Origin of the sequence: Bullifex sp. (assembly GCF_034103065.1) — a bacterium.
In the GTDB taxonomy this organism is placed as follows: Bacteria; Spirochaetota; Spirochaetia; order Sphaerochaetales; family Sphaerochaetaceae; genus Bullifex.
Genome location: NZ_JAXEGN010000199.1, coordinates 1 through 13,183 on the forward strand (window position 1 = coordinate 1; position 13,183 = coordinate 13,183).

The 13,183-nt window shown below is 33.6% G+C and carries 12 protein-coding genes and 1 other RNA gene; 6 read left to right on the plus strand and 7 right to left on the minus strand.

The features are described 5' to 3' along the window. From SOY52_RS07605 to SOY52_RS07620, 4 genes are all read right to left on the minus strand, one after another. Positions 1 to 613: gamma-glutamyl-gamma-aminobutyrate hydrolase family protein (locus SOY52_RS07605; RefSeq protein ID WP_320848359.1), on the minus strand; the 613-nt coding region annotated here is incomplete at its 3' end. Then, on the minus strand, positions 610 to 2,040 hold the full coding sequence (gene pepD / locus SOY52_RS07610) for a beta-Ala-His dipeptidase (RefSeq protein WP_320848360.1): 1,431 nt from the start codon (positions 2,038 to 2,040) through the stop codon (positions 610 to 612). The genes SOY52_RS07605 and pepD, both read right to left, overlap by 4 nt. After that, positions 2,027 to 3,235, minus strand: coding sequence for an N-acetylglucosamine-6-phosphate deacetylase (gene nagA, locus SOY52_RS07615; RefSeq protein WP_320848361.1), 1,209 nt, complete (start codon positions 3,233 to 3,235; stop codon positions 2,027 to 2,029). The genes pepD and nagA overlap by 14 nt, the downstream gene beginning before the upstream one ends. 21 nt (positions 3,236 to 3,256) lie before the next feature. Further along, entirely contained in the window at positions 3,257 to 4,603 is a 1,347-nt protein-coding gene (locus tag SOY52_RS07620; protein WP_320848362.1) for an MATE family efflux transporter, read from the minus strand. 85 nt (positions 4,604 to 4,688) lie between these two features. On the opposite strand from SOY52_RS07620, the gene SOY52_RS07625 reads away from it, so the two are divergent. From SOY52_RS07625 to SOY52_RS07640, 4 genes are all read left to right on the plus strand, one after another. Further along, positions 4,689 to 5,618 carry a diacylglycerol/lipid kinase family protein gene (locus SOY52_RS07625; protein WP_320848363.1) on the plus strand — a complete coding sequence of 310 codons (930 nt, stop codon included), beginning with the start codon at positions 4,689 to 4,691 and terminating at the stop codon, positions 5,616 to 5,618. Between the two features lie 156 nt (positions 5,619 to 5,774). Beyond that, positions 5,775 to 7,199: an MGH1-like glycoside hydrolase domain-containing protein gene (locus SOY52_RS07630; RefSeq protein WP_320848364.1), complete on the plus strand. Its 1,425-nt coding sequence runs from the start codon at positions 5,775 to 5,777 to the stop codon at positions 7,197 to 7,199. Between the two features lie 139 nt (positions 7,200 to 7,338). Beyond that, complete coding sequence (locus SOY52_RS07635) at positions 7,339 to 8,139, plus strand: gluconate 5-dehydrogenase (protein WP_320848365.1); 801 nt, start codon at positions 7,339 to 7,341, stop codon at positions 8,137 to 8,139. An 86-nt stretch (positions 8,140 to 8,225) separates the two neighbouring features. Next, a complete protein-coding gene (locus SOY52_RS07640) occupies positions 8,226 to 9,710 on the plus strand; it encodes an ABC transporter substrate-binding protein (protein WP_320848366.1) in 1,485 nt (494 codons plus the stop codon). On the opposite strand, the gene recR is transcribed toward SOY52_RS07640, so the two are convergent. The 3 genes from recR to dnaX are packed head-to-tail and all read right to left on the minus strand — an operon-like array spanning position 9,707 to position 12,239. Further along, positions 9,707 to 10,294, minus strand: a complete 588-nt coding sequence (recR, locus tag SOY52_RS07645) for a recombination mediator RecR (protein ID WP_320848367.1) — start codon at positions 10,292 to 10,294, stop codon at positions 9,707 to 9,709. The two genes, SOY52_RS07640 and recR, sit on opposite strands and share 4 nt — an antisense overlap. Continuing rightward, entirely contained in the window at positions 10,291 to 10,593 is a 303-nt protein-coding gene (locus SOY52_RS07650; protein WP_320848368.1) for a YbaB/EbfC family nucleoid-associated protein, read from the minus strand. The genes recR and SOY52_RS07650 overlap by 4 nt, the downstream gene beginning before the upstream one ends. Positions 10,594 to 10,604: 11 nt before the next feature. After that, positions 10,605 to 12,239 (minus strand): DNA polymerase III subunit gamma/tau, encoded by a 1,635-nt coding sequence (gene dnaX / locus SOY52_RS07655; RefSeq protein WP_320848369.1) that lies wholly within the window; start codon positions 12,237 to 12,239, stop codon positions 10,605 to 10,607. A gap of 143 nt (positions 12,240 to 12,382) precedes the next feature. On the opposite strand from dnaX, the gene ffs reads away from it, so the two are divergent. Beyond that, positions 12,383 to 12,480: signal recognition particle sRNA small type (ffs, locus tag SOY52_RS07660), an RNA gene on the plus strand. 52 nt (positions 12,481 to 12,532) lie between these two features. Further along, positions 12,533 to 13,183: hypothetical protein (locus SOY52_RS07665; protein WP_320848370.1), on the plus strand; the 651-nt coding region annotated here is incomplete at its 3' end.

Here is a 13,183-nt window from a genome sequence, read left to right on the forward strand (position 1 = left end):
ATTGGATAGCAATAATATTATCCTTCTCAAGAGCTTCAATTAATCCATCATCGCTATAGCCTGAAGCAATTAATCCCTTGCCAAGCGTTTTAACACCTTGGTGGTGAAGACTATTTACTCTTAAGAAGCTTCCAAAAATACTATAAAGCTGAGTATTTTCTTTAATATTTAAACCATGACATGGATTTTCATAGTCATCATAGTGCTTATGATTTTTGTTTTCTAAATCTTGATATAATGTTCCTCCAAAAGCAACATTAATTAGTTGAAAACCTCTACAGATACCCAATATTGGCTTATTATGCTTTATTGCTGCTTTCAATAAAGCGAGATGAAATTCATCTTCAAAGGTATCGGTAGGACCACAAGCATTATCTTTTTCTTCCCCATAAAATGAAGGATCTATATCTTTTCCACCTTGAAAGAGTAAGCCGTCAACAATACCCATGTACTCTTCAATGTCTTCTGTTGGTAAAAGTAATAAAGGAATGCCTCCTGCTAAGGAGACAGACCTAAGATATGAATCACTTGTAATGTACCAAGAGTAATGGAAAGCACTAGGTTTGTTATCGTTTATTCTTTCTGAAACAATTCCTATTATTGGTTTTCTCATAAGCTTTTTAATAAGTGTCTTAAGAAACCCATTGTTCTAACAGCACTGTCATATTCGATGTGTTCATTTACAGAGTGAACATCAAATAAGTTTGGTCCGATAGATACAGAGTCCATGCCTGGAACAAGTGAGTTTATAATACCACATTCAAGACCTGCATGAATGCAAGTTACTACTGCGTCCTTTCCTGTATAGTTCTTATACTCTTCTACAACCTTATTGGTTAGTGCACTATTAGTATTAGGAGCCCAAGAAGGATATGAGTCGTTATAAATAACCTTAAAGCCCATAAGTTCAAATGCAGCACCAACTCTAAGAGCAGTTTCTTCTTTAGCACTTTCAACTAAAGATCGTGTTGATGAAAGAGCAGTAAGTTTACCATCTTTGTAGCTAATAATAGCAATGTTGTTTGAAGATTCAACAACACCCTTTACTGACTGGCTCATTGCTTGAACACCATTTGGAGCAAGGTAAATAGCTTCAATGAATGCAACAGAAGTTTTATTTTTAATAGCTTCTTTAGGCATATCTTCTAAGCGTTCAAGAGTGATAGTAATACCTGGATCTTGGATTTTATACTCGTTTTTAATATCCGCTGTAATATTTTCAACAATAATTTTTATTGTCTCTTCATCTTCTTTATCAACTACAAATGTTGCATAAGCAGATGATGGTATTACATTACTTCTAGTTCCACCTTGGATATCTGTTAATGAGTAAATAGGGAAGCGATGCATTATTCTAGCTAAGAGTTTATTTGCATTTGCTCTTTCTTTATGAATTTCACCACCACTATGTCCTCCAAGAAGGCCAGAGATAGAAAGCTTTAAGTGAACACTATCTTTATCGATTTCCTTTAATTTTACCTTCTTTTCAACATTAATCTGTAGGCCACCTGCACAACCAATATAAATAATTCCTTCTTCTTCGCTATCAATATTAATAAGTTTTCTTGATCGAATTAAATCAGCTTCAACATTATTAGCTCCGAGAAGCTTTGACTCTTCGCATACTGTAAAAAGAGCTTCAAGAGGTGGCATTTGAGGATCGTTTTCTTCTAAGAGTGCTAAAGCAAATGCAACTGCTACACCATTATCAGCACCAAGAGAAGTATCCTTTGCTCTAATGTAGTTGCCGTCTAAAACAACTTCGATAGGATCTTTTGTAAAGTCATGTGTAGATCCTTCTCTTTTTACACAGACCATATCCATATGTCCTTGTAAGCAAATAGGATCTTTGCCTTTTGCTCCTTCTTTGAACATAATTACGTTTCCAATCTTATCTGTTTTTACTTCAATATTGCGTTCTTTTGCCCAAGAAATAAGATAGGCTCTAACACCTTCTTCATTTCCTGATTCGCGTGGAATATTTGAGATTGCTTGAAAGTATTCCCATACTTTTTTCTCTTCAAGTTTATCGTACCACATTTACAAACTCCTTACTTAGTAATCCTCTCTTAAGCTCTCCGTCAATAAATAAGCCACCAAGAGAGAAGTCTTGATTAATAATTGTAATGTTAGCTCTGTATCCTGGAATTAATGCACCCTTATGCTTGAAATCATAGATTCTAGCAGGGTTTGATGAAGCCATTTGAATAGCCTGGTCAATTGGAATTCCCCATGAAACAATATTCTTAATACCATTTAGAAGTGTTAACGCAGAACCAAGGAATAAATCAGGATTATCTCTACTTACAAATGCTCCATCCTTTAGTAATGCAGGAACGCCATTAGCAGTTAATTCTCCTTTCTTTTGCATGGTTGGTTTTAATGAGTCAGTAACCATTACAATATTACTAATTGGCTTTTCTCTTAAAAGTAATTTAATTAATTCAGGGTGTACATGAATACCATCACAAATAATTTCAGCCTTCATATCCTGCTGTATCATGATAGCACCTACACAACCTGGGTTGCGGTGGTGGAGACGGCTCATAGCATTAAAAAAGTGAGTAGTATGTAAAATACCACATTGCATACCATCCATAATATTTTCATATGTAGCATTTGTATGTCCAGCAAGTAGTACGATACCTCTCTTTTGAGCCTCTAGAGCTAAAGTTCTCATGTGCTTAAGCTCAGGAGCAATAGTCATTGCTACTATCTTGCCTTCACCAGCTTCATATAGCTTGTTAAAGACTTCAAGAGATACACTTTGTAATCCTTCTGGGGCTTGAGCTCCTATTCTTTCTGGAGAAATAAAAGGACCTTCAAGGTTAACACCTTCAATTATTGCACCTTTTTCTTTTCCCATTGCTGCAACAATAGCTTTTGTTGAAGCAATCATTTTATCAAGTGAATCTGTGTATACAGTTGGTAGGAATGAAGTAACACCATTATCGGCTAATGCTTCACTCATTCCTAAAATAGATTCAGGATCACAATCTTCTGTTCCATATCCCCCAATACCATGGAGGTGTGTATCGATTAATCCAGGAACAATGTAAGCTCCCTTAACATCGATGATTTTTGTCTCAGAATCATCAAAATTTTTTTCGCCAAAGCGGCGCATCCTAAATACATCATCTATATTACCATCGCTATCGATTGAGATTGCACAATCTTTAATGACAGCAACACCAGAAATAATAGTTCCGTTAATTAATACATATTTTATGCTCATAGTAAAATGATACAACTAAAACTAATGCTTTGCGAGAGATTTAACCCATTTTTCACTTCTGTATCTTGGATATACAACCAATATTTTTGCAACCTCTTCTAGTGATGTCATAGCAACAACAATGTAAATAGGTAAAGCCAAGAAAGCAGCCCCTATGAAGGCCATTGAAACACCAATAAGCCAAACACAAGATGTTTCTGCGATAAGAGAGTACCTTGTATCTCCACCAGAACGAAGAATACCGACGAAAAGTACCATGTTTAAACTACAAAGAGGTTGGAAAATAGCCTTTACATATAAACAATAAGTAGCCATTTTTCTAATTTCATCTGAGACTTTAAACCAGGACGTAAATGTTGATGCAAATATTGCCATAGATAACCCCATTAAGGTACCAACTAATAAAGCTATTTTAAGTGTTGTTTTCGCTCCTTTCTTCGCTCTATTTAAATCTCCGTTTCCAATTATCTGTCCAAGTACAATGGTTGTTGCATTTCCAAGTCCCATAATAAAGACAAAGAAGAAGTTTGCAATTGATTCTGAAACGTTTATACAAGCAAGAGTATCAACACCAAGTCTAGAATAACCAACCTTATATGCAGTCATTCCAAGAGACCAAAATATCTCATTTAATAGTACTGGAGAACAGGTGATAATATAAGTTTTAATAAATGATATATCCCATTTAAATGCATTAATAGATTTTATTCTAAAAGGTTCTTTCTTGATGTATGTGTATGTAAGGATTATCAACATCTCAATAAATCTTGAAATAGTTGTTGCAATTGCAGCGCCTCTTGCACCAAGAGTTGGAAATGGTCCAATTCCAAATATTAATAAATAGTTTCCAATAGCGTTTAATGTGAGAGAAACGAAGGTTGCAGTTAAAGGTATTACAGCTTTTCCTACTGATCTAAATGCAATGCTATGGATAAATGATATAGCAAAAAATATGTAGCTAATTGCAACTAGACGTTGATATTCAGAACTAACAGAAACTACATCCGGAGTATCAGTAAAAATATAGACTATGTATTGAGGAGTAAAAAATGAGACTAAAGCAAAAATTAAAGAAGCAATAAAAGAAATAGTAAGAGCTAATGCTGTTACTTTTTGTAGGTCATTGTGCCTTCCTGCGCCATAGTATTGACTGAAAAATATTGATGCACCAGATGCAATACCAAAAATAAAAAGATTAACCAAAAAGAATATTTGGTTAGCAATACCAACTGCTGCAATTTGATTAGAACCTAGCTGACCTATCATTAAGGTATCTATAAAAGATAGAGATGATGAGAGTAGGTTTTGTAGCATTATTGGAAGTGCTATTGAAAAAAGAGTCTTAATAAATAATTTATCTTGAGTCATTGTTTAATATTTGCTTTAAAACAAATGTTTTGCAACCCATATAATTATTGCATGTGATTTAAAAACTGGGTTAACATATCGCTGTATGAAAAAAACATCAAATATTTTGTGTATTTTAAACCCTAATGCATCAAAGGGACAGGCTATAAAAAAAGTAGATGAAATAAAAAATGCTTTTGCAAAAAGAGAGCAAAGTGTTGATATTATCTTCACAAGTCAGAAAAAACAAGCAATTGTTCTAGCTTATCAAGGTGCAGAGGATGGTTATAATATTATCATTGCGGCTGGTGGTGATGGTACTGTAAATGAAGTTGCAAATGGAATATTAAAATCCAAAAAGAAAGTTTGTTTTGGAATAATACCTATTGGAAGAGGTAATGACTTTGCTTATATTGCAAAAATTCCAACAAATATTGATGATGCCGTAAATTTAATTTTAACTACTTCAGCAAATTATATTGATGTTGGTCTTCTATATTGTGGTAATGCACTTGATGGAAGATATTTTTTAAATGGTGCAGGCTTTGGGTTTGAGCCTCAAGTTAACTTTAAGGCTTCATCATATAGAAATCTAAATGGACCAATTAGCTACCTTGTTGCTTTTCTGTATTGTTTTTGTTTTATTCCTAAGCCATATGAAATTAAGATGATTGTTGATGATAAAGACATAAGTTTAAAGACTCAGCAGATTTCTGTATGTAATGGTAGAAGAATGGGGGGAGCCTTCATTATGGGGCCTAAAGCAGAAATAGCTGATGGTAAACTTGATGTAGTATATGCAAACCAACCGTTAAAGCGATTAAAGATAACAGCTTTAGCAATTAAATTTTTCTCTGGTACCCAATTAAAAACTAAATACATGAATATGGTAAATGCTAAAAATAGTGTTGAGATAAAGAGTAAAAAAGAAGAAATGTACATTCATGTTGATGGAGAAGAAATATCTAGAGATGCATCATTTTGTCGAATTGAGGTGATAAAAAAAGGATTAAGGCTTTTCTATAATGATCAATAATATACAAAGTCCCTTTTTTGTTTATGATAATTATATATTGTAAATAAAAATAGAGGGACTAAAATTTTTGTTGACTTCGCTTTTGGAATGGATTATTCTATAGACTGAGTTTTTAGGCCTGTAAAGGTCATTTTTCTGTATATTTTGGGAGTTTTCGTGGTTAAAGATTTAGTTCCCTGCGTACATTTTTATGATCAGGATTTTGTCGATATGTATGACCGCACCTGGGTTTGGATTGAGGAAAACTGGATTCAAAACCAAGATGATGAGCTCTTTCCTAATGGATTCTTTGTCGGGTGCAAAAGTGACGAAATAAACTTGTTTGATAACTGTATGACCTCAATTTCTTTGTCTTACAGTAATCAAAGTTTTGATGCGTATTCTCTGATAGATTTTTTCTACAAACAACAGACAGAAGATGGTCAAATATTTGAGAAATATGATAGCAAAACATTTAAGCCAATTGTCAGTGATGATAACCCAAAAGGTATTTGTCCTCCTCTTTTGCCATATGTAGAATATTGCTTCTATCATAAGATTGGAAACAAAAAGAGACTTAAGGAAGTTGTACCATATCTTGAAAAGTATTTTAGTTTTCTAGTTTCTAATTTCCAATGTCCAAATGGACTTTTCCATGTGCCTTTAAGTGCTTGTCATTTAGGAAATGTACCTAGATACAATACATACTACCCTATCGATTTTAATGCGATGATGGCAGTTGCAGCACTTTATATGTCAAACATTGGTGATATTCTAAATGATAAAGAGTTAAGCTTCAGATATAAGAGAGTTTATTTCTCATTAAAAACACGTATCAACAGTATGATGTGGAGCGATGAAGATCACTTCTACTATGACATTGATAAAGATGAGAAGTTAATCAAAAATAAACACATTGGTTCTTATTGGACAATGCTTGCTGAAATTCCTAATGATGAATATGCAAGTTTCTTAATTGAGGATTTAAAAGATCCAAATGAGTTTGGTACTGATAACCCATTCCCATGTGTTCCAGTTTCTAATCCTTGCTTTAGTGAAGAAGGTAATGGATATTGTGGTGGTGTAGTTCCTTTCTACACTTATATGGTTATTAAGGGCTTAAATAAATATGATTCATTTATTTTTGCAAGAGAATGTGCAATTAGACATATGTACTTCATCCTTGATACCCTCCATCCAGATGGTGAAACAGTAGGTGATGTATGGGAATCCTATAAGCCAAATAAAGAAGGTGCTTCACTTTCTCTTGATGGTAATTTCGTAAATACGAAGAGATATCTTGCTATGATTAGTTTGATTACAATTACTTTAATGATTGAAAACATCATTGGTCTTGAGATTTCTCTTCCAAGAAAAACTGTTGACTGGACAATGACTAGTCTTGAGTCAATGGGTATTGAAAAACTATCGTTAAAGAGAAATAACATCACAATCTTATCTAATAAAAATATTAGAGGATGGGAAATTAGACTTGAGAGTGAAAAACTGTATTACTTCACAATCATGATTCTCGATGAAAATAAGAAAAAGACACTTCCAATCCCTTCTGGTAAGTGTTCGATGTTAATTGATAAGCTATGATTTCTTTAAGGACTTCTTTATAGGAGTCCTTTTTTTTAATAAAAAGTGAAACATTGTTTCATTTTTAACTTGAAAGTTAAAGATAACCATTTTATACTTATTGTATAAATGAGTTATTAATAAACGGAGGATAAATATCATGAACATGAAAGATTTCTCACTTGAGGGAAAAGTTGCATGGGTCACAGGTGCTTCTTATGGTATCGGATTTGCTATTGCTTCAGCTTTTGCAACTGCTGGTGCAAAGATTGTTTTTAATGACCTTAAGCAGGAATTTGTTGATAAAGGTATGAAGGCATATGCTGATGCTGGTATTGAAGCTAAGGGTTATGTCTGTGATGTTACAAATGAAGAACAGGTAAATGCTACAGTTGCTCAGATTATAAGCGAATTTGGTAAAATTGATATTCTTGTTAACAATGCAGGTATCATTAAGAGAATCCCAATGTGTGATATGTCTGCTGCAGATTTCAGACAGGTAATTGATGTTGACCTCAATGCACCATTTATTTGTGCTAAGGCAGTTATCCCTAACATGATTCAAAATGGTCATGGTAAGATTATCAACATCTGTTCAATGATGAGTGAACTTGGTCGTGAAACAGTTAGTGCTTATGCAGCTGCTAAGGGCGGCCTCAAGATGCTCACAAAGAACATTGCTTCTGAATATGGTGAATTCAACATCCAGTGTAATGGTATTGGACCAGGATACATTGCTACACCTCAGACAGCTCCATTAAGAGAGATTCAGCCAGATGGTTCACGTCATCCATTTGACCAATTTATCATTGCAAAGACTCCAGCAGCTCGTTGGGGTAATCCTGAAGACCTCCAGGGTCCAGCAGTATTCCTTGCAAGTGATGCTTCAAACTTTGTTAATGGTCATATCTTATACGTTGATGGTGGTATTCTTGCTTATATTGGTAAGCAACCTAAGTAATAAGTTTTGACTATTGCTTCAAGCAGCCTTCGTTCTTTCGAGGGCTGTTCTTTTTTTTACTTTTTTCCTATAAAGTATTCATTGTCATGAAAAAAATATTAATTTTAATCTTACTAACTCTACTATTATTTTCTTGTTCAAATGAAAAAGCTAAAGACACAATCAATGTAGCTCTTTCACAGGAAATGCCCACTCTAGATGTGCATAGAAACTCCTCACAAGTAATTAGATACATTTTATGTGGAAATACTTTAGAGCGATTAATTGATCTAGATGAGAATGGTAATATAGTAACAACATTAGCAAAAAGCTATTCTCAAAGTAATGGCGGCAGGAAGTGGAGTTTTATAATTAAAGATGATGTAATGCTTCATAATGGTAGAATCATGAATAGCGAAGACGTTGTTTTATCTTTAAATCGCTGGATTGAATACTATCCTGCGATAAAGAAGATTGCAGGATCTTCTAGGTTTTCAGCTAATAATAATGAAGTATTTATTGAGTTTGATAATCCTGTAATATTTTTTGATCAAATAATGGCTTCAAGTCCATATGCTGCAGTTGTAATAGCTAAGGAAGCTCTTGAGAAAACAGATGATAAAGGTTTTTTAACCTCTTATATTGGAACAGGACCATATATATTCGAAAAATATGAATCGGGACAAGCTGTTACCTTAAAGCGATTTGAAAACTATAAAGGTGAAAAGCTGGCAAAGGTTGAGACAATAAAATATCACTTTGTTCCAGATAGTGTAGTAAGGACACTTGGATGTGAAAGTGGAAAGTATGATTTTATTAATGATGTAATGAGCTCTGACTTTGAAAGGCTAAAGAAAAATGATGATTTAGTTCTTTCATTAGGTGATGAAGCTGGTTCTTTTGTTTTGCTTTTTAACAAAAAAGGGCCTCTTGCAAAAGAAAATTATATTCGAAGTGCTGTAAATTATGCACTTGATTTAAATGGTGTTATGAAATCTTGTTATGGAGATGAAGGATATACTTTAAATCCTAGCTATATGGAAGAGTGGCAAAAGATTTGGTTAGTTGATGGAATTGAAGAATATTACAACATCAATGATAAAGAAAAAGCAAGAAAGATTTTAGCTGAAAATGGCTATGATGATAGTGTTTTCACAATCTTAACAAGTAACCTTTCTAATATGGATAAGAGTGCTCTATTTATAAAGGATGAGCTAGAAAAGATTGGTATGAAGGTTGAAGTAATTATTGTTGATTGGTCAACAATGATGGCTTATAGAAGTGATCCAGATAAATATGATCTTTGCATTACTGCGATGACAAGTGTCCCTGTACCATCTTTAAAATTATATTTTGATCCTGAATATGCAGGGTGGTCTGATGATGAAAAACTGCAAAACTTACTAAAAGATTTTAATAGTAGTGAAGATTTAAGTAGTGCATTAAAGCTTTGGGAAGAAATTCAAATGTATTCATTTAAATACCTTCCTGTTATAGTAGCAGGCCACTATAACAGTGGATATTTATATAGAAAGGAGCTTAAAGGCGTTATAGAGAATAATGGGTTTTACTTCTATAACGCATATTTTTAGAAGTTAATTCTTCCTTTTATAGATCTTGCAAGGGTTAATCTATCGGCATACTCTAAGTCTCCTCCGATAGGAAGCCCTGCTGCAAGTCTTGATACAACAATATTTGTTGATGATAAAATATGTCTAATATATAGAGCTGTTGTATCACCTTCCTCTGTTGGGTTAGTAGCAATAATAACCTCTTTAAAAGAGCCCTCACTAATACGTTTCTTTAGTTCATTAAAAGAAAGATCATCAGGACCAATTCCATTGAGAGGGTCGATAGCACCACCTAATACATGAAAAAGACCATTGTAAATACCACTATTTGTAATAGTCATAACATCCTGTGGTTGCTCAACTACACAAAGTAATGTTTGGTCTCTTTTCACATCACTACAAATTTCACAAGGGTCTGATTCTGTATAGGCACCACAAATTGAACACTTGTGAATTTTTTCCTTTATAGTTCCAATAGCCTCTGAAAGCTTAACATTATATGTTTCATCACATTTTAGTAGGTGATACGCCATCCTTGTTGCACTCTTTGAGCCAACACCAGGGAGTCTAGAAAGCTGTTTGATTAAGTTTTCTAATGCATTCATTGTGGAAAGCCACCAAATAACTGACCTAAATCTTGAGTTTGTGATAACTTCTTTTCATCAAGCTTTTGCATTGCATCATTTACTGCTGCTACAACTAATACTTCCAAAGTTGATTTATCACCGATTTCATAAACTTGATTTGAAATAGAAACTCCCACAACTCTGTTTTTACCATTAACTGTTACTTCAACCATGCCAGCGCCAGAAGAACCTGTAACAACTAGTTTTTCCATTGAAGCTTCTAATTCTTTTACTTTTTCTTGAAGAATATTTAAATCAAATCCAAAAGGGTTTTGCATTTTTCCTCCTATTATTCACTTATTATTGTGCCTCTAAAGCAAGAAGCGATCTTTTCTAATGTTGGGTTCACTCTCTCTTTAGGCTTCTCAAAATAGTAGCTATTAATTGCTCCATCAAAGCCTGTAAGGTTAAAAAGGAGTTCCTTAATTAACTTTACATTATTTCTAATTGTTCTTGCAGGGAGCTGAGAATCAGTTCTTAACTCTAGAGTACCATCCTCTGCTAATAAACAATCATTAATATTGTTTAATGCATTCTGAAGCCCAAAGACACTTTCTACATCACTCATTTGTGAAATAGTTTTAATATCCTCAATGGTGGGAACTCTCTTTTCTTTATTGCTGTTTTCTTGTACTTCTACTACTTCCTCTTTTTGTTCAACAACAGGAGATGAAGGAGTAGGTTCTTCAACTTTTTTCTTTTCTTCTACCTTAGGCTGTTCGCTAATAGTTGAAGACGATACAACAGCTAATGCTCTTTCCTTTACAACAGTAACCTTTCCTGCTGTAACATCCTTTTTTAGCTCTTCAAGTTTTTTAACTAAATCCTCTGGAGAAGAAAGATAAGGAAGCTTTGAAAGACGTGATATAAAGAGTTCAACTTCAAATCTTGGAGATATTGAATATCTAATTTCTCTATATAGTTGTAGTAGTGATCTTAATGCTGCTTCAACTTGACTAGCCGTTAGTAGAGCAATGATTTCATCTGGAATTTCTTCCATCCTCATATTTAACATTTCTTCATTTGTAATACCTTGTTTAATAAAAAGGAGTGCTCTAAAGAATTGAGTTAAATCTCGAATACATTGTTCTACAGAAATACCTTTAGAAAGAATTGAGTTAAAGATTCCAATTGCACTTGATACGTCATTTTTAAGTGTCGAAAGAACGATTGATGCAACTTGGTCACTTGAGACAAATCCTAATTTGTTTTTGATTTTCTCAAGTGTAATATGATCTTGTGAAAATGCAGCAACTTGGTCGAAGAGGGTATATGCATCACGCATAGAACCATTTCCTTCTCTTGCGATCCAGAAAAGTGCATCTTCATCAGCTTTGATATTCATTTCACTAGCAGCTTCTCTTAAACAACCTTTAATGGTTTCAAGTGGAATTAGTTGGAAGTGGAATTGCTGACATCGAGATCTAATTGTTGCAGGAACTTTTTGAAGTTCTGTAGTTGCAAAGATGAAAATTATGTACTCAGGTGGCTCTTCAATAGTTTTTAAAAGTGCATTGAAGGCACTAGTACTTAGCATGTGCACTTCGTCAATAATGTAAATTTTATATCTTGAAGATTGTGGTGGAAATAATACTTCATCTTTAATTACTCTAATATCGTTAACACTTGTATTAGATGCACCATCAATTTCAATAACATCTACACTATAGCCTTGTGAAATTTCTTTACATGAAACACACTCTCCACAAGGATGAGCTGTAGGTCCATGTTCACAATTTAATGCTTTTGCAAGAAGGCGAGCAGAAGAGGTTTTACCAACACCTCTTGGGCCTGAGAAAAGATAAGCATGTGCTATTCTTCCGCTTTGTATGGCATTTTCTATAGTTGATACGACAAATTCCTGTCCGACTAATTTATCAAATGCTTGAGGTCTTTTCCTTGTCGCTGTTACTTCGTATGCCATTTTATCTCCTTAGAATAAGAAAAGTATAACATGAAAAAGAATCTTAAAGCCATTACCCCCTTTTCAAAAGTAAAAAAATCATTCATATTACAGGTAAAGAGAAGTTGTGGGTTTGTTAGGTTCGACTCCTAAGTCTTCTATAGCGACAGATCCCAGGCAATATACGCCTCCCAACCCCGTCAGGACAGGAATGTAGCAGCGGTCAGAGGATGTTATATGTGACCTGGTTCATTTGTCGCTTTTTTATTTGAAATAGATAATAATAAATGCGACTATATAATAAAGGGGAAAGAGTGGATTATTATAGTTGTATAGTTGCCTTCTCTTTATTAGCAATGCTTTGCCTTACTATGCTTGTAAAAGCTAATGTGCTAATAAAGGAAGAACAGAAAAAAAGATTTTATCTTTCTTATACTTTGATTATTATTTCCTTAATCTCAGAGTGGGGTGCAATAGCAATGAATGGCATGCCACTGTGGAGTATTTCTTTTCATAAATTTATTAAGCTAATTGATTACGTAATAACTCCTGTTGCAGGTATGTTCTTTTACCGACAAGTTTCAAATAAGAAATTAGATTTTTTCCCAATTTCAATAATGGTAATAAATTTAGCTATACAGATATGTTCTTTATTTACGGGCTGGACCTTTTACATTGATGATTTAAATATATATAGGCATGGAGAGTATTATTGGTTTTACATAATTATTTATATTCTTTCTATTATATATGTTGTTTATGGGTTTTTAACTTATAGTAAAGAATATACACAAAGGAATAAGGCTACTCTTTATTTAATTGTCCTTACATGTTTAGTTGGTATTGGTTTTCAAGAGTTGGTTAGTAATAATATTCGAACAACCTGCTTATCTCTCTCAGTATGTTCTATTTTACTATACATCTATTATATAGATTTCCTTATTCAAAGAAGTGATAAACAAATA